Raw genomic sequence first — 15801 nt, forward strand, 5'->3', positions numbered from 1 at the left:
GCGCCGCGCAACAGGGCCCGGCGCAGCAGCGGTTGGGTGAAGTGGACGCGTTCGCCGTCGATCCGTACCGCGCCCAGCGCCTCGGCCGGTCCGAGCCGGCCGGGGTCGACCCCGGCGAGTCCTCCGGCCCGCAGCAGGACGGCCGCGTCGGCGCCGGCGCCTTCGGGTTCGTGTTCCTCGGCCGCCGCCGCGAACAGCAGCAGGAGGCGGGTGTCGTCGGGCAGGGCATCGACGTGCGCGGCGTAGGCGTCCAGCAGGCTCTCGCCGCCACTCAGGGGGTGCGGCAGCCCGCTGCGGCCCGCGAGTTGGTCCTCGGTCAGCCGGGCGGTGAGCGCGGTGAGCAGCCGGGGGTTGCCCGCGGCCTCGCGCAGGAGTTCCTCCCGTACGCCGGGATCGGCCCGGCCGCCGGTCAGCCGGTCGAGCAGTTCGTGGGACGCGGACCGGTCGAGCGGTCCGAGGCGGAGCGCGGGCAGCGCGGTGAAGTCTCCCGCGAGGTCCCGTGCCCCGTCGTGCTGTTCGGCGGCCGTGAGCAGTACGGCGACCGCGCGGCCGGGGGCCGGGCGGCGGATCGCGTGGACGAGCGCGGCTCTGGACGCGCCGTCCCAGGCGTGCGCGTCGTCCACGCAGAGCAGCAGGGGGCGCGGCGCGCCGATGGTCGCCAGGAGGGCCGGCAGCCCGGCGGTGCCGGTGGGCGGGGGCGTCGGGGACGGCGCCGAGCGCAGGAGGGCGTGCAACCCGCTGTGGGGCAGCAGGCGTTCGGCGGGTGCGGCGGTCGTGTGCAGCAGGACCGGCTCCGTGCCCGCGCCGTCCATGGCGTGGCGCAGGAGCGCGGTGCGGCCGAGCCCCGGCGCCCCGGTCAGGACGAGGGCGCCGCCGCTGCCTGCCCGCAGCCGGGTCAGCAGCTTTGCCAGGATGGTGAGTTCACCGCTGCGGCCGTACAGCCGGAGCGGACTGCGAACGGTCGTCGATGGGGTCACGTCCGGCACGTTACCGCCGCGTAAACAAGCCCGGAAGGCTCGCGTCGACGGCCGCCGCGCGGGCCCCCCGGTGCTGGGCGGCGACCCAGCGGGCGGGCCCCCGCACTGTGCGCGGGCACAGTGCGGGGGCCTCGATCACGTACGGGGCGGTGGCGTCAGCCGAGCGGGCAACTCCCCCGGTACTCCTCGATGGTGAGGCTCGGCCGGGGCAGCGGGCAGAGGAACTGCTCGTAGCGGGTGTCGTCGTCGATGAAGCGCTTGAGCCACGAGAGGCTGTACTTGCCGATCGTGGTGTTGGACGAGTTCGGTGTGAAGTGACTGGCGCCGTTGAGTTCCAGATACGCCTTGTCGAGCGAGCCGGGCAGCGACTCGTAGAACGGCTCCGAGTGCGTGGCGACGGGGGCGACGGTGTCGCCGTCGGCGCCGACGACCAGGGTGGGGGTGCGCAGTTCGGGCCAGGACTTGTCGGTGTTCCAGCCGGTCAGCGGGATCGCGGCCTTCAGCGAGGTACGGCTCTTGGCGGCCTCCAGGGTGCCGCCGCCGCCCATCGAGTGGCCCATGACGCCGAGCCGCGCCGAGTCGATCCGGCCGCGGACCGTGCTGCGCTGTGTCAGGTAGTCGAGCGCGGCGAGGAGTTGACGGCCCCGGCTGTCGGGCTGGTCGAGCGTGGTGAGCGTGTCGATGGTGAAGACGACGAAGCCCTGCGAGGCGAGGCGGGGACCGAGCCAGGCCATGCTGGACTGCGTGGCGGTGAAGCCGGGGGCGACCGCCACCGCGCCGAACGTGCCGTCCGCCGTGGACGTCGGGTAGTAGATGGTGCCGCCGCCGAAGCCGCTGACGCCGAGCGAGGAGACGCTGGTCTGCGAGACGGCGTACGAGCCGCGTGCCGCCTCGACGCTGGAGTTGGTCGGGTCGGGGCCGCGCTCGTAGGGGTTGGCGGCGGCTGCCTGGGCTCCGGGGACGAGCCCGCCGAACAGGGCGGCGGTCGCGGCGCCGGCGGTCAGGGCGAGGCTCCAGAAGCGCGGACGGGGGTGTACGCGGCTGCGGTCCGCGGAGCTGTCGCCGGTGGAGAGTTGCTGCACGAGGGGGGTCCTCTCGATGGAGGCGGCGCGCCCGGCGCGGGGACCGGGCCCGTCGTCCTGGGCCACTGTTCCCGCCGGCCGACGACCGCCGTACTGGCTGGCGGAAACCATGTTCCTGCCGCCAACCCCCCTCGCGCATCGGCGAGTTCACCGGTGTTGGCCCGCGCGCGCAGGGACGGCGTCCCTGTGCGCGGGAAGGATCAGCGCACCGGGTGACCCGCCTCCCGCAGCGCCTTCTTCACCTGGGAGATGCGCAGATCGCCGAAGTGGAAGACGGAGGCGGCGAGTACGGCGTCCGCGCCCGCTTCGACGGCCGGCGGGAAGTGCGCGAGGCCGCCCGCGCCGCCCGAGGCGATGACCGGGACGGTGACGTGCGCGCGTACGGCCGCGATCATCTCCGTGTCGTAGCCGTCCTTGGTTCCGTCCGCGTCCATCGAGTTGAGCAGGATCTCCCCGGCGCCCAGTTCGGCCGCGCGGTGCGCCCACTCCACGGCGTCGATGCCGGTGCCCCGGCGCCCGCCGTGCGTGGTGACCTCGAAGGTGCCGTCCGGCGTACGGCGGGCGTCTACCGACAGGACGAGCACCTGGCGCCCGAAGCGTTCGGCGATCTCCCGGATGAGGTCGGGACGTTCGATGGCCGCCGTGTTGACGCCGACCTTGTCGGCGCCCGCCCGCAGCAGCTTGTCGACGTCCTCGGGGGTACGGACGCCGCCGCCGACCGTGAGCGGGATGAAGACCTGCTCGGCGGTGCGGCGCACCACGTCGTACGTCGTCTCGCGGTCGCCCGACGAGGCGGTGATGTCGAGGAAGGTCAGCTCGTCGGCGCCCTCGGCGTCGTACAGTCTGGCCATCTCGACGGGGTCACCGGCGTCGCGCAGATTCTGGAAGTTGACGCCCTTGACGACGCGGCCGTTGTCCACGTCCAGGCAGGGGATGACACGTACGGCGAGGCTCATGCCGGGTCTCCCGGGACTCCGGAGGGGGCGCGGAAGGCCTCCAGCTCGATCTCGACCACCAGGCTCGGGTCGATGAGACCGGCGACGACGACCATCGAGGCGGCGGGCCGTACGGCGCCGAACAGCTCCTTGTGGGCGCGCCCGACGTCGTCCGCGTCACCGGCGTGCGTGACATACATCCGGGTGCGTACGACGTCCGCGGCGCCGAGGCCGAGGTCGCCGAGTGCCTTGATGCCGACGCCGAAGGCGGTGACGGCCTGTTCGTACGGGCCGCCCTCGGCGATGCGCCCGTCGACGACCGACGTGCAGCCGGAGACGAGTACGAGGCCGCCCGGCAGCTGGACGGCGCGGGAGTAGCCGTAGGCGTCCTCCCAGGGGCCGCCGGAGGAGATCCGGCGTACGCCGTCGGACGCCTCCGCGCCGACCGGGTGGTTCTCGCTCATCGGGACACCTCCACGAGCGCCTCTTCCAGGGTGAACGCCTTCGCGTACAGGGCCTTGCCGATGATCGCGCCCTCGACGCCCTCGGGCACCAGCGTGGCGATCGCGCGCAGGTCGGCGAGCGAGGACACGCCGCCGGAGGCGACCACCGGCCGGTCGGTGGCGGCGCACACGCTCTTCAGGAGGTCCAGGTTGGGCCCCTGGAGTGTGCCGTCCTTGGCGATGTCGGTGACGACGTACCGCGCGCAGCCCTCCGCGTCGAGGCGGGCCAGCGTCTCCCAGAGGTCGCCGCCCTCGCTGGTCCAGCCGCGCCCGCGCAGCGTCGTACCGCGTACGTCGAGGCCGATCGCGATCTTGTCGCCGTGCTCGGCGATGGCCTTGGCCGCCCACTCGGGGGTCTCCAGCGCCGCCGTACCGAGGTTGACGCGTGTGCAGCCGGTGGCGAGGGCGGCGGCGAGCGAGGCGTCGTCGCGGATGCCGCCGGACAGTTCGACCTTGATGTCCATGGCGTCGGTGATCCCGGCGACGAGGTCCCGGTTGTCGCCGGTGCCGAACGCCGCGTCGAGGTCCACGAGATGCAGCCACTCGGCGCCCGCGCGCTGCCAGGCGAGGGCGGCTTCGAGCGGTGAGCCGTAGGAGGTCTCGGAGCCGGACTCGCCGTGGACGAGCCGTACGGCCTGGCCGTCGCGTACGTCGACGGCGGGGAGGAGTTCGAGCCTCGTCACGGAGGGAACGGTGGGTGTGCCGGACATCAGAAGGTTCCGATCCAGTTGGACAACAGCTGGGCTCCGGCGTCGCCGGACTTCTCGGGGTGGAACTGCGTGGCCCACAGTGCACCGTTCTCCACGGCGGCCACGAACGGCTCGCCGTGCCGGGACCAGGTGACCTTCGGGGCGCGGATCTTGGGGTTGGTGACTTGGAGGGACCAGTCGTGGACGGCGTAGGAGTGCACGAAGTAGTAGCGCTCCCCGGCGTCGAGTCCGGCGAAGAGCACGCTGTCCTCGGGTGCCTCGACGGTGTTCCAGCCCATGTGGGGGACGGTCGGGGCGGTGAGCGGCCCGACGGTGCCCGGCCACTCGTCGAGACCGTCGGTCTCCACGCCGTGCTCGATGCCGCGCTCGAAGAGGATCTGCATGCCGACGCAGATGCCCAGGACGGGACGTCCGCCCGCGAGGCGGCGGTCCACGATCCAGTCGCCGCGCGCCGCGCGGAGCCCTTCCATGCAGGCGGAGAAGGCGCCGACGCCGGGCACGATCAGCCCGTCGGCGTTCATGGCCCTGTCGAAGTCACGGGTGATCTCGACCTCGGCCCCGGCGCGGGCCACGGCGCGCTCGGCCGAACGGACGTTGCCGAAGCCGTAGTCGAGGACGACGACGTTCTTGGTCATTCCCACAGTCCCTGGATACGGAGGATGCCGGCGACGAGGCAGAGCGCGGAGCAGATGCCGAGCAGGACGATGACGCCCGTGGGCTGTTTCTGTTTGGCGAAGGAGTAGACGCCGCCGGCCAGGAACAGGCCGAGGACGATCAGGATGGTGTTGAGACCGGTCATGGAATTACAACGCGCCCTTCGTGGACGGGAGGATGCCGACGGCGCGGGGGTCGCGTTCGCTCGCGTACCGCAGCGCGCGGGCGAGGGCCTTGAACTGGCACTCGACGATGTGGTGCGCGTTGCGCCCGTACGGGACGTGGACGTGCAGCGCGATCTGTGCCTGGGCGACGAACGACTCCAGGATGTGCCGGGTCATCGTCGTGTCGTAACCGCCGATCATCGGCGCCATGTTCGCGGGCTCGGTGTGCACCAGGTACGGGCGGCCGGAGAGGTCGACGGTGACCTGGGCGAGTGATTCGTCCAGCGGGACGGTGCAGTTGCCGAAGCGGTAGATGCCGACCTTGTCGCCGAGCGCCTGCTTGAAGGCGGCGCCCAGCGCGAGGGCGGTGTCCTCGATGGTGTGGTGCGAGTCGATGTGCAGATCGCCCTCGGTCTTGACCGTCAGGTCGAACAGCCCGTGCCTGCCGAGCTGGTCGAGCATGTGGTCGTAGAAGCCGACGCCTGTCGACACCTCGACCTTGCCCGTGCCGTCGAGGTCAAGCTCGACGACGACCGAGGTCTCCTTGGTCGTTCGTTCCACGCGGCCGATACGGCTCATGCGCTCTGCTCCTTCGTCAATGTACGTACCGCGTCGAGGAACGCGTCGTTCTCGGACGGGGTGCCCGCCGTGACCCTCAGCCGGCCCGGGACGCCGTTGTCGCGTACGAGTACGCCCTGGTCGAGGATCGTCCGCCACGCCTCGTGCGCGTCGTCGAAGCGGCCGAACTGGACGAAGTTGGCGTCCGATTCGGTGACCTCGAAGCCCATCGCCCGCAGTTCGGTGACCAGCCGGTCCCGCTCGGCCTTGAGCTGATCGACATATCCGAGCAGCGTATCGGTGTGCTCCAGGGCGGCGAGCGCGGTGGCCTGGGTGACGGCGGAGAGGTGGTACGGCAGGCGTACCAGCTGCACCGCGTCGACCACGGCGGGGTCGGCGGCGAGATAGCCGAGGCGCAGTCCGGCGGCGCCGAAGGCCTTGGACATGGTGCGGGACACGACGAGGTTCGGCCGGCCGGCGAGCAGCGGCAGCAGCGTGGGGTGGTGGCTGAACTCGACGTACGCCTCGTCGACGACGACCAACGAGGGCCTGGCGGCCTGCGCGGCGTCGTACAGCCGCACGACGGTCGCGGCGTCGACGGCGCTGCCGGTGGGGTTGTTGGGGGTGGTGATGAAGACGACGTCGGGGCGGTGCTCGGTGACGGCCCGCTCGGCGGCCTCGACGTCGATGGTGAAGTCCTCGTTGCGGGGGCCGGAGAGCCAGCCGGTGCTGGTGCCGCGCGCGATGAGGTGGTGCATCGAGTACGAGGGTTCGAAGCCGATCGCGGTGCGGCCGGGGCCGCCGAAGGTCTGCAGGAGCTGCTGGATGACCTCGTTGGAGCCGTTGGCCGCCCACACGTTGGCGGCGGTCAGCGGGAGGTCGCCCGCGGTGCGGCGCAGGTACGCGGCCAGCTCCGTGCGCAGTTCCACCGCGTCCCGGTCGGGGTAGCGGTTGAGGCCGCGCGCGGCCTCGCGGACCCGCTCGGTGATCCGCTCGACGAGCGCTTCGGGCAGCGGGTACGGGTTCTCGTTGGTGTTGAGGTGGACGGGGACGTCCAACTGGGGCGCCCCGTAGGGGGACTTGCCGCGCAGTTCGTCCCGTACGGGGAGGTCGTCGATGCCGGTCACGCGCCGGGCACCTCCCCCGCGGACGGCACTTTCCAGCCGAAACGCGCCTTGACGGCGGCGCCGTGCGCGGGCAGGTCCTCGGCCTCGGCGAGCGTCACGACGTGGTGCGCGACATCGGCGAGCGCGTCGCGCGTGTAGTCGACGATGTGGATGCCGCGCAGGAAGGACTGGACGGACAGGCCGGAGGAGTGGCAGGCGCAACCGCCGGTCGGCAGGACGTGGTTGGAGCCGGCGCAGTAGTCGCCGAGCGAGACCGGCGCGTACGGCCCCACGAAGATGGCGCCCGCGTTGCGGACCCGGGCGGCGACGGCCGCGGCGTCGGCGGTCTGCACCTCCAGGTGCTCGGCGCCGTACGCGTCGACGACCCGCAGGCCCTCCTCCACGCCGTCGACCAGCACGATCGCGGACTGCTTGCCCGCGAGGGCGGGCGCGATGCGCTCCTCGACGTGCTTGGTGGCGGCGGTCTGCGGCACCAGTTCCTTCTCGACGGCGTCGGCCAGTTCGACGGAGTCGGTGACCAGCACGGCGGCGGCGAGCGGGTCGTGCTCGGCCTGGCTGATCAGGTCGGCGGCGACGTGCGCCGGGTCGGCGGTCGCGTCGGCGAGGACGGCGATCTCGGTGGGGCCGGCCTCGGTGTCGATGCCGATACGGCCCGCGAAGTAGCGCTTGGCGGCGGTGACCCAGATGTTGCCGGGGCCGGTGACCATGTCGGCGGGCGGGCAGCCGTCGGGGCCGGTCGTGCCGTACGCGAACATCGCGACGGCCTGGGCGCCGCCGACCGCGTACACCTCGTCGACGCCCAGCAGCGCGCAGGCGGCGAGGATCGTCGGGTGCGGCAGGCCGTCGAACTCCTTCTGGGGAGGTGAGGCGAGCGCGATCGAGCCGACGCCCGCTTCCTGCGCCGGGACTACGTTCATGATCACGGACGACGGGTAGACGGCACGCCCGCCGGGCGCGTACAGCCCGACGCGGCCGACCGGCACCCACTTCTCGGTGACCGTGCCGCCGGGCACGACCTGCGTGGTGTGCTCGGAGCGCCGCTGGGCGCGGTGCACGATACGGGCCCGCCTGACCGACTCCTCCAGCCCGGCGCGCAGGGCGGGGTCCAGCTCCGCCAGGGCGCGCGCGAGGGCATCGGCGGGGACCCGTACGCGCTCCTGCCGTACGCCGTCGAAGCGCTCCGCGTACTCGATCAGCGCCGCCGTGCCGCGATGGCGTACGTCCTCGCAGATGGGCCGGACCTTCGAGAGGGCGGCTTCGACGTCGAACTCGGCACGGGGCAGGAGGCCGCGCAGCGCGCCGCCCTCGGGGAGGGCGGTGCCGCGCAGATCGATTCGTGAGATCACGCGGTCAATTCTCGCAGACCGGATATCGGCGGCGGTCGCCCGTATCACTGGCTGATATGAGCCCTGGATGTCACTCACGGCTACTAACGTTGACGATCGGCGTTCATTTGGTCACTCAGAGGGAAGAACATTCGTACGACCCCACACCAGCAGTCCCGCCCGGCGACGGCTGCACGGGAGTCACACGGGGACGGACACGCAGAGACACCGTCCGAAATCTGACGGCGCACGACGACCAGGGCACGACCACAGGTACGACCACGGGCACGACGACAGGTACGACGACAGGCACGGCACACGGGGAACGGCACACGGGGAAGCGAGGCGCGGCAGTGTCCGAGCCGCAGAACGACGAAGCTCCGGACTGGCTCTCGGCCACAGAACTCGGCATGTGGCAGGCATTCCGGAACGGCAGCACCTACGACCTGAGCGTGCCGAGTCCACTGCTCAACGACCCGGCGGCGGCGGGCCCCTGGGGCGAGCACCGCAGCGTGCGCGCCCGGGTGGTCGCCCTGCTGCTGCTCAGCGGCCCCTCGGCGCGGCCCGGCCGGGTCGCCGCCCTCAAGCTGCGCGGGGCGTACATCAGCGGGTCGCTGGATCTCGCGGGCGGCAACGTCGAGCCCTATGTCGAGCTGACGTTCTGCCGCTTCGAGCGCGAAGTGGTGCTGCCGGAGTGCCACTTCACCACCCTGCGGCTGGTGGGCTGTGTGATCCCCCGGCTGGAGGCCGCCCGGCTGCGCACCGAGGGCGATCTGCATCTGCCGCGCTGCCAGGTCGCGCGCGGTATCCGGCTGACCGACGCGCACATCGGCACGGACCTGCTGATCAGCCAGATATCCGTCCGGCCGGACAGCAACTGCAAGTCGATCGCCGCCGACGGGATGTCGGTGGGACAGGACTTGCAGGCCGAACAGATCGAGACGCACGGCGAGTTCAGCCTGCGCGGCTCGACGGTCGGGGGCTCGCTGATGCTGCGCGGCAGCCGGCTGCGCGCGGCGGGCCAGCGCCGCGCGCTCAACGCGCCGCAGCTGACCGTGGAGCGCTCGCTCTACATGACGGGCGCCGTGGTGAGCATCGCGACGGGCAACGCGAACTCCACGCCGCCCTACGGCACGGTCTACACGGGCGCCACGGCCGGCCCCGCGGCGCTGCCGCCGGGCACCGAGATCCGGCGCTTCGAGTGCTACGGCGGGGTCCGCCTCGACGACGGGCGGGTGGGCGACACGGTCGACTTCCACCAGGCGCGCTTCCTGATGGCGGCCGGCGAGGAGCTGTCGCTGCGCCGGATCACCGCGACGGAGCTGCGCTTCCAGTGCGAGCGCCCGCTGGAGGGCCGGGTCGTGCTGAACGGCGCCAAGATCACGACGCTGATGGACCTGTCCACGAGCTGGCCGGGCCCGGGCGGTCTGGCGATGGGCGGCTTCGCCTACGAGAACGTGGTGCCGTCCGGTCACTTCCCGCTCAACCGGCGGCTGGAGTGGCTGGACTCGGCGACCCCGGAGTATTCGCCGGAGCCGTACGAGCGCCTCGCGCAGGTGATGCGCAACAGCGGCGAGGACGCCGACGCCCGCGAGGTGCTGCTGGCCAAGCAGCGCAGGCGGCGCGAGACGCTGACGCTGGCGGCGAAGCTGTGGGGGTACGTCCAGGACTGGACGGTGGCGTACGGCTACCGGCCGGGCCGGGCCGCCCTGTGGATGGCGATGCTGTGGGCGGGCGGCACGTTCGCCTTCGCCCGGAACGCGCCGGAGCCGCTCAAGGGCGAGGAGCACCCGGCGTGGAATCCCTCCCTGTACGTGCTGGATCTGCTGATTCCGGTGATCAATCTCGGCCAGGACGGACACTGGCGCACGGAGGGCGGCTGGCAGTGGCTGGCGGCCGGGATCGTCCTGCTCGGCTGGATCCTGGCCACAACTGTCGCAGCGGGTGCCTCACGCCTCCTGCGTCGCGGCTGACACTCCGTCCGACCCGCTTTCTTTGCCGTCCCTTGACCCACTCCCAGGCAACCTTATCCCCACCACCAAAGCTTCACATATGCCCTCTGGCGCCCCTGCGACCTGCGGTTTTCAATGGTCCGCACCATGTCATTGATTCGCGCACTGATCAGTACCGCGCGCATGCTCCGGCACACCCCTCGGCTCGCCGACGGGCTCCCGCCGGACGATGCGGTACTGCTCGACGCCCCCGACGACCGGCTCGCCCCCGCGCTCGTCTCGGCCGCCCTCGGCGAGTACGAGCCGGCGGCGAAGCTGCTGGCGACCACACGCGAATCAGCCGAGTGGGAGAACCGCGACCGCTATGTGATGCGGCTCGCCGCCTTCGCCCACAACCGTGACGAGTGGCTGGGCCGCTGGCTCGCCGCATCGCCGCACGATCCGGACGCGCTGGTCGTCAAGGCCGAACTCGGCGTGCGCAGGGCCTGGGAGTCCCCGGCCCGCGCCGAACTGCTCCGTGAGACGGGCCCGCTGATCGCGGCGGCGGCCGAGGGCGACCCGCGCGACCCGGTGCCGTGGCGCATCGCCCTGGACCACGCGCGCGGCACACACGCGGGCCACGACGCCTTCGAGACGCTGTGGGGCGAGGCGGTGCGCCGCTCCTCGCACCACTACGGATGCCATGTGGCGGCCCTCCAGTACCTCTCCGCGCGGTGGCACGGCTCGCACCGGGAGTGCTTCGACTTCGCCGAACAGGCCGCCGCGGACGCGCTGCCGGGATCGCTCGTGAAGGCGCTGCCGATGCGGGCCGCCTTCAGCGAGCTGATGAGCGGCGACGGTCTCACCCCCGTGACGACGGTCACGACGGGCGCGCTCGGCACGACGGGCCGGACGACCACGACGGACCGGATCGACGCGGCCTGCGACGAGGCCGTCCTGCTCTCCTCCATGTACGCGGTGGGCGACCCCTGGCCGGCGGAGGTGCGCAATCTGCTGGCGTACGTGCTGGTCGGACGGCACCGGTGGGACGAGGCGCTGGAACAGTTCCGGCTGATCGGCCCGTACGCGACGTCCTTTCCGTGGACGTCGCTGACCGACGATCCGCTGGGCCAGTTCCTGGAGACACGTGACGGTGTACGCCTCCAGGTGGCCTCCGGGATGCCCTTGTGGAACCGGACCGACCGAGGGCGCCCGCGCGGCCATTACGCTTGAGCGTTGTGACCACCGCACATCTCCCTCTCTTCCCGCTGAACGCGGTGTTGTTCCCGGGCCTCGTCATGCCCCTGAACATCTTCGAGGAGCGGTATCGCGCCATGATGCGCGACCTGCTCAAGACCGACGAGTCCGAACCGCGACGCTTCGTCGTGGTAGCCATCCGCGACGGGCACGAGGTCGCGCCGACCGCGTCCGGCCTGCCCGACCCCACGTCCCTGCCGGAGCGCGGGCCGGCCGCCGGCTTCGGCGCCGAGCCGATGAACTCCTTCCACGAGGTGGGCTGCGTCGCCGACGCGACCACCATCCGCGAGCGCCCGGACGGCAGCTTCGAGGTACTGGCCACCGGCACCAGCCGGGTCAAGCTGCTCTCCGTCGACACCGGCGGGCCGTATCTGACCGCCGAGGTCGAGGCCGTCGAGGAGGACGCGGGCGAGGGCGCGGGCGCGCTCGCCGAGGGCGTCCTGCGGGCGTTCCGCAGCTACCAGAAACGGCTGGCGGGAGCGCGCGAGCGCTCGCTGTCGACCGGCGACGACCTGCCCGAGGAGCCGTCCGTGGTCTCGTACCTGGTGGCCGCGGCGGCCGTCCTGGACACCCCGGCGAAACAGCGCCTGCTCCAGGCGCCGAACACCGCGGCGCGGCTGCGGGAGGAGCTGAAGCTCCTGCGGGCCGAGACGGCGGTGATCCGGCATCTGCCGTCGCTGCCGGCCGTGGAACTGACGAAGGCCCCGACAAGCCCGAACTGACACCCCTCAACTCACGCGAGGAACCGATCCCTTGGTGAAGAAGCAGGCGCGGAAGCAGGCGAAGAGAGCGGCGGGCGGCACCCCGGCGACGGTCGCGCTGACGACGGCGAAGGCCGGGTTCACCCTGCACGCGTACGAGCACGACCCGGCGGCTCCCTCGTACGGCGAGGAGGCGGCGGAGGCGCTGGGGGTCTCGGCGGACCGGGTGTTCAAGACGCTGGTCGCCGACGTCGACGGCGAACTGACCGTGGCCGTCGTCCCGGTCTCCGGCTCGCTGGACCTCAAGGCGCTGGCCGCCGCGGTGGGCGGCAAGCGCGCGACGATGGCGGACCCGGCGGCGGCGGAGCGCACCACGGGCTACGTACGGGGCGGCATCTCGCCCCTGGGCCAGCGCAAGCGGCTCCGCACGGTGGTCGACTCATCGGCGGAATCCCACGCGACGGTCTGCGTCTCGGCGGGCCGCCGCGGCCTGGAGGTGGAGCTGTCCCCGTCGGACCTGACATCCCTGACGTCGGCGACGCTGGCCCCGATCGCCAGGCCCTAGGCCCAGGTCCGCGAAGTGCGCCCGCCCGCACGGACGGGACGCCGCGGACACGCCCTAGGAGGCGTCCTTCCGGTCCTCCCGGTCGCCCGGCAGGTACGGCGCCCCGAACGGCACCCACTCCGGGTCCGGGTCGCGGGGGCCGAACAGGGCCGTCAGCGCGAGGTGTACGACCATCGCCGCCACCGGCCACGCCAGCAGCGCGCCCCGCGCGTTCAGCTTCAGGGGGGCGTCGAACGTCGCGCCCTCCCCCAGCGCGCGCGCCTGCGTCACCACGTCGTCCGGGCCCAGCCCCCAGCCGATCAGCCAGGCGAGCCCCGACGCGAGCAGCCCGCCCAGCGCCAGTCCCACGACCAGCGGGATGCCGCCGTGCCTGCGGAACCAGAACACCAGGGCGGCGCTGACGGCGCCGAACCCCAGGGCCAGCAGGACAAAGGTGCCGTCCGCGCCGATGGCCTCCTCGCCCTCCGTGTCCTTCAGGAAGACGGCCGAGTCACCGGCGATGAGCGGCACCCGGGGCGACAGCCAGAGCCAGAGCAGTCCGAACAGCACACCGGAGACGGCCACGGCGAGCGTCACGACGGCGGCCTGCTTCAGCTCGGTCCTCGTGTCGGTCTCGTACGCCGCCTCCGGCACGTACGCATGGGCTCCCGCGCCCTGCGGCTGCTGCCAGGGATCGTCGTTCGGCGGCTGGTGGGGCGGCGTCAGGGGTGCTGTCACCCCGCCATCGTGCCAGGCATGAGGCGGCCGTGCCTCATCGGACCGCCGCACGCCGGTACGCCCAGGTGGCCACGGCCAGCGAGACGACGCCGACGGCCGCGCAGACCGCCAGATCGAGCGCGACGGCGGGCCAGTCGGGATGCCGGTCGAAGCTGCGGGCCAGGGCCTCCACGCCGTACGTGGACGGCAGCAGATCGCGGGCGTACGTGATCGGTCCCGGCAGCCGGTCGGCGGGCAGCACACCGAGCAGCAGCGCGGCGGACATGCCCAGCTGCCCGAGCAGCGTGGCCAGCTCCTGGCGGGGCGCGAGAAGCCCCAGGGCCGCGCCGAGCCCGGCGAGCGCGGCGCCGGCGAGCGGGATGACGGCGACGAGCACCCAGAGGTGGGTGAGCGGCAGGTCGAAGAGCAGACTGCCGGTCACGGCGGTCACGGCGGTGCCCGGCACGGTGAACGAGGCGTACGCCCCGGCCGCGCCCAGCACCACGGCGGCGGGCGGCACGGGCAGCGTCGCGTAGTGGTCGAGCCCGCCGGTCGCCCGCAGCTGCCCGAAGTACTGGGCGAGCAGATTGAGCGCCACGAAGGCCACGACGAGCACGCTCGACCCGGCGACCACGGCGCGCGCCTCGGCGCCGCCGTCGACGACGCCGCGCATCAGGATCATGATCCCGACGGACTGGAAGGTCGCGACGAAGAGGAGCGGGATACGCGCGACCCGGGCCCGCGAGAGCTGCGCGCGGTACACGGCGGCCATCGAGGGCAGCAGCCGCGCGCGCGGAGCCAGCGGCGCCGGCGCCCCGTCGGCCGCGTCACTCGCGGCACGGGTGTCCGTGACTGTCCGGCTCTTCCCGGCGACGGCCTCCGCGGGCACGATGCTCACCTGGCGCTGCTCCTGTTCGCTGCGGACGGGCGGGTGCGGGGACGGCACGTCGGGTACGCCGCCGACCGTGACCAGCGTGCCATACGCCGTTTACGCGCCGAACGCCCCATAGGCGCGGGCACGTTCCCGGAGGTGAGGACGGTGACGCCGCCGGCGTTCACGCCCCGCGCGTCCGGGACGGCGGCCCCGGCGGTGGGAGCGGCGCTTCCCCCGGTGGCGGCCGGGGCGCGCCTCGGAGCCGTAGATCTCGAAGCCCTGGGCCGCGCGGTCACGCCTTCACCAGCCCCTGCACCTGGCCGCCGAGCGCCAGATAGACGTCCTCCAGGCTCGGCGTCGCCAGTGTGAAGTCGTCCAGCGCCGCGAAGGCGGCGCCGCCGGTCACCGCCGCGACGGCCGCGCGCGCCTCGTCGGGGGCCAGCCGCAGCACCCAGCGGCGGCCGGACTCCTGCGCGGAGCCGCGCAGCGCGGCGACCTCGGGGACGTCGAGCGGGGCGCGCTCGCGCCAGACGAGTTCGAGCCGTACCTCTCCCGCGACCTGTTCCTTGAGCCCGGACGGGGTGTCGCAGGCGATGACCTTGCCCCGGTCGAGCACGGCGACCCGGTCGAGGACCGTCTCGGCCTCGATGACGTTGTGGGTGACGAGCAGCACGGTCGCGCCGCTCTCGGCCCGGCGCCGGTCGATCGCCGCCCAGACGGCGCGCCTGGCGACCGGGTCCATGCCGGTGGTGGGCTCGTCCAGGACGAGCACGGGCCGCTCCCCCACCAGCGTGGCCGCGAAGCAGGCCATCCGCCGCTGACCGCCGGAGAGCTTCTTCAGGGGGCGTCCCGCGAGTTCCGTGAGGCCGAGTTCGGCGAGTACGGCGTCGCGCTCCGCGCGCGCCTCCCCCACCCCGAGCCCCCGCAGCCGCCCGGTCGTCTCGGCGGCCAGCCCGACCGTCAACTCGTCGAGCGCGGTGGACTCCTGGCCGAGATAGCCGATGAGGCGCGAGGCGCGTTCGGGGTGGCGGACCAGATCGTGGCCGAGGACGTCCACGCTGCCGGAGTCGGGCCGCATCAGCCCGGTGAGCTGTCGTACGAGGGTGGACTTGCCGGCACCGTTGGGACCGAGCAGGCCGAAGATCTCACCGCGCCGCACGTCCAGGCAGATACCGTCGTTGGCGCGCACCTCGGGTGTCGCCGGGGCCCCGCGCCTGCCGCGCGCGGCGGGGTACGTCTTGACCAGCTCCCGTACCGCGCACACCGTACTCACAAGGGTCGAGCCTACGGGGTCCGGCGGCCCGGAATTCGTCCGGGGGCCTCGGGCCCGGTCCGGCGCCCGGGGACGGGCCCCTCTCCCGTCACTCCGCCGTGGGCGGGGTCTCCGCCGCCGCGCGCACGTCGATCTCGCGCCAGAAGCCCGCCCTGATCGCGTACCGGTCGTGCTCGTCGATCTGGTCGTCCTTGTGCGCCAGCAGCCCGAAGCGGGCCGCGTATCTCAGCACCTCGCCGTCGATACGGTGCGGGATCCGCGGGTACATCGTGGACAGCTTCTGCACATGGCTCGCCTCGGGCAGCCGCTCCATCCACCGGCGGGCGAACACCTGCCCCACCTCGAAGGGGTCGCCGCCGACCGTCGTGATGTCCTCCTCGCGGTCCGCCCAGCGCTGCTCGGCGCTGGTGAGCTGCGCGAGGGTGGGCAGCGACGCGGTCTCCGGCGACTCGCCGAGCTGGCCGCCGGC

17 protein-coding genes and 1 pseudogene are annotated in these 15801 nt (G+C 72.9%); 4 read left to right on the plus strand and 14 right to left on the minus strand.

The window, feature by feature from the left end:
- The 10 genes from BHU15_RS18035 to hisD form a co-directional block, all read right to left on the minus strand.
- A partial coding sequence (locus BHU15_RS18035) for an AAA family ATPase (RefSeq protein WP_141726839.1) occupies positions 1-977 on the minus strand: 977 nt, incomplete at its 3' end.
- A 155-nt stretch (positions 978-1132) separates the two neighbouring features.
- On the minus strand, positions 1133-2059 hold the full coding sequence (bdeA, locus tag BHU15_RS18040) for a bis(hydroxyethyl) terephthalate hydrolase (protein ID WP_107422876.1): 927 nt from the start codon (positions 2057-2059) through the stop codon (positions 1133-1135).
- Between the two features lie 200 nt (positions 2060-2259).
- Positions 2260-3015 carry an imidazole glycerol phosphate synthase subunit HisF gene (gene hisF, locus BHU15_RS18045; protein WP_023542411.1) on the minus strand — a complete coding sequence of 252 codons (756 nt, stop codon included), beginning with the start codon at positions 3013-3015 and terminating at the stop codon, positions 2260-2262.
- Entirely contained in the window at positions 3012-3458 is a 447-nt protein-coding gene (locus BHU15_RS18050; protein ID WP_069628135.1) for a RidA family protein, read from the minus strand. The genes hisF and BHU15_RS18050 overlap by 4 nt, the downstream gene beginning before the upstream one ends.
- Positions 3455-4180: a bifunctional 1-(5-phosphoribosyl)-5-((5-phosphoribosylamino)methylideneamino)imidazole-4-carboxamide isomerase/phosphoribosylanthranilate isomerase PriA gene (gene priA, locus BHU15_RS18055; protein WP_031231932.1), complete on the minus strand. Its 726-nt coding sequence runs from the start codon at positions 4178-4180 to the stop codon at positions 3455-3457. The genes BHU15_RS18050 and priA overlap by 4 nt, the downstream gene beginning before the upstream one ends.
- A 26-nt stretch (positions 4181-4206) precedes the next feature.
- Positions 4207-4842: an imidazole glycerol phosphate synthase subunit HisH gene (hisH, locus tag BHU15_RS18060; RefSeq protein ID WP_069628136.1), complete on the minus strand. Its 636-nt coding sequence runs from the start codon at positions 4840-4842 to the stop codon at positions 4207-4209.
- Positions 4839-5006, minus strand: coding sequence for a CG2302 family histidine operon protein (locus tag BHU15_RS40150; RefSeq protein ID WP_023542407.1), 168 nt, complete (start codon positions 5004-5006; stop codon positions 4839-4841). The genes hisH and BHU15_RS40150 overlap by 4 nt, the downstream gene beginning before the upstream one ends.
- Before the next feature lie 4 nt (positions 5007-5010).
- Positions 5011-5604 carry an imidazoleglycerol-phosphate dehydratase HisB gene (gene hisB / locus BHU15_RS18065; RefSeq protein WP_023542406.1) on the minus strand — a complete coding sequence of 198 codons (594 nt, stop codon included), beginning with the start codon at positions 5602-5604 and terminating at the stop codon, positions 5011-5013.
- Positions 5601-6710, minus strand: a complete 1110-nt coding sequence (locus BHU15_RS18070; protein WP_023542405.1) for a histidinol-phosphate transaminase — start codon at positions 6708-6710, stop codon at positions 5601-5603. Before BHU15_RS18070 ends, hisB begins: the two co-directional genes overlap by 4 nt.
- On the minus strand, positions 6707-8056 hold the full coding sequence (hisD, locus tag BHU15_RS18075; protein WP_069628137.1) for a histidinol dehydrogenase: 1350 nt from the start codon (positions 8054-8056) through the stop codon (positions 6707-6709). Before hisD ends, BHU15_RS18070 begins: the two co-directional genes overlap by 4 nt.
- Before the next feature lie 332 nt (positions 8057-8388).
- Here hisD and BHU15_RS18080 point away from each other — a divergent pair, with 332 nt between their 5' ends.
- The 4 genes from BHU15_RS18080 to ybaK all read left to right on the plus strand — a co-directional run bounded on the left by BHU15_RS18080 (position 8389) and on the right by ybaK (position 12489).
- On the plus strand, positions 8389-10008 hold the full coding sequence (locus tag BHU15_RS18080) for an oxidoreductase (RefSeq protein WP_069628138.1): 1620 nt from the start codon (positions 8389-8391) through the stop codon (positions 10006-10008).
- Between the two features lie 114 nt (positions 10009-10122).
- Positions 10123-11199: a hypothetical protein gene (locus tag BHU15_RS18085; RefSeq protein ID WP_069628139.1), complete on the plus strand. Its 1077-nt coding sequence runs from the start codon at positions 10123-10125 to the stop codon at positions 11197-11199.
- A 5-nt stretch (positions 11200-11204) separates the two neighbouring features.
- The gene (locus tag BHU15_RS18090) at positions 11205-11945 is read left to right on the plus strand and encodes an LON peptidase substrate-binding domain-containing protein (RefSeq protein WP_023542401.1); all 741 of its coding nucleotides are present in this window, start codon (positions 11205-11207) and stop codon (positions 11943-11945) included.
- Between the two features lie 31 nt (positions 11946-11976).
- Positions 11977-12489 carry a Cys-tRNA(Pro) deacylase gene (ybaK, locus tag BHU15_RS18095; RefSeq protein WP_255293140.1) on the plus strand — a complete coding sequence of 171 codons (513 nt, stop codon included), beginning with the start codon at positions 11977-11979 and terminating at the stop codon, positions 12487-12489.
- 54 nt (positions 12490-12543) lie between these two features.
- Here ybaK and BHU15_RS18100 read toward each other — a convergent pair whose 3' ends face one another.
- The 4 genes and pseudogenes from BHU15_RS18100 to BHU15_RS18115 form a co-directional block, all read right to left on the minus strand.
- A complete protein-coding gene (locus BHU15_RS18100; protein WP_069628140.1) occupies positions 12544-13206 on the minus strand; it encodes a hypothetical protein in 663 nt (220 codons plus the stop codon).
- 34 nt (positions 13207-13240) lie between these two features.
- Positions 13241-14083 (minus strand): ABC transporter permease, encoded by an 843-nt coding sequence (locus tag BHU15_RS18105; protein WP_069628141.1) that lies wholly within the window; start codon positions 14081-14083, stop codon positions 13241-13243.
- Between the two features lie 268 nt (positions 14084-14351).
- Positions 14352-15323: an ABC transporter ATP-binding protein gene (locus BHU15_RS18110; RefSeq protein ID WP_069628144.1), complete on the minus strand. Its 972-nt coding sequence runs from the start codon at positions 15321-15323 to the stop codon at positions 14352-14354.
- A 97-nt stretch (positions 15324-15420) separates the two neighbouring features.
- Positions 15421-15801: pseudogene (locus tag BHU15_RS18115) on the minus strand (NYN domain-containing protein); the annotation flags it as partial.

This window comes from Streptomyces niveus (assembly GCF_001723055.1).
Taxonomy (GTDB): Bacteria; Actinomycetota; Actinomycetes; order Streptomycetales; family Streptomycetaceae; genus Streptomyces; species Streptomyces niveus.

Coding starts and splice junctions, on each gene's coding strand:
- hisF (WP_023542411.1), bottom strand. CDS start 3,015: ATGAGCCTCGCCGTACGTGTCATCCCCTGCCTGGACGTGGACAACGGC.
- BHU15_RS40150 (WP_023542407.1), bottom strand. CDS start 5,006: ATGACCGGTCTCAACACCATCCTGATCGTCCTCGGCCTGTTCCTGGCC.
- hisB (WP_023542406.1), bottom strand. CDS start 5,604: ATGAGCCGTATCGGCCGCGTGGAACGAACGACCAAGGAGACCTCGGTC.
- hisH (WP_069628136.1), bottom strand. CDS start 4,842: ATGACCAAGAACGTCGTCGTCCTCGACTACGGCTTCGGCAACGTCCGT.
- BHU15_RS18050 (WP_069628135.1), bottom strand. CDS start 3,458: ATGAGCGAGAACCACCCGGTCGGCGCGGAGGCGTCCGACGGCGTACGC.
- BHU15_RS18085 (WP_069628139.1), top strand. CDS start 10,123: ATGGTCCGCACCATGTCATTGATTCGCGCACTGATCAGTACCGCGCGC.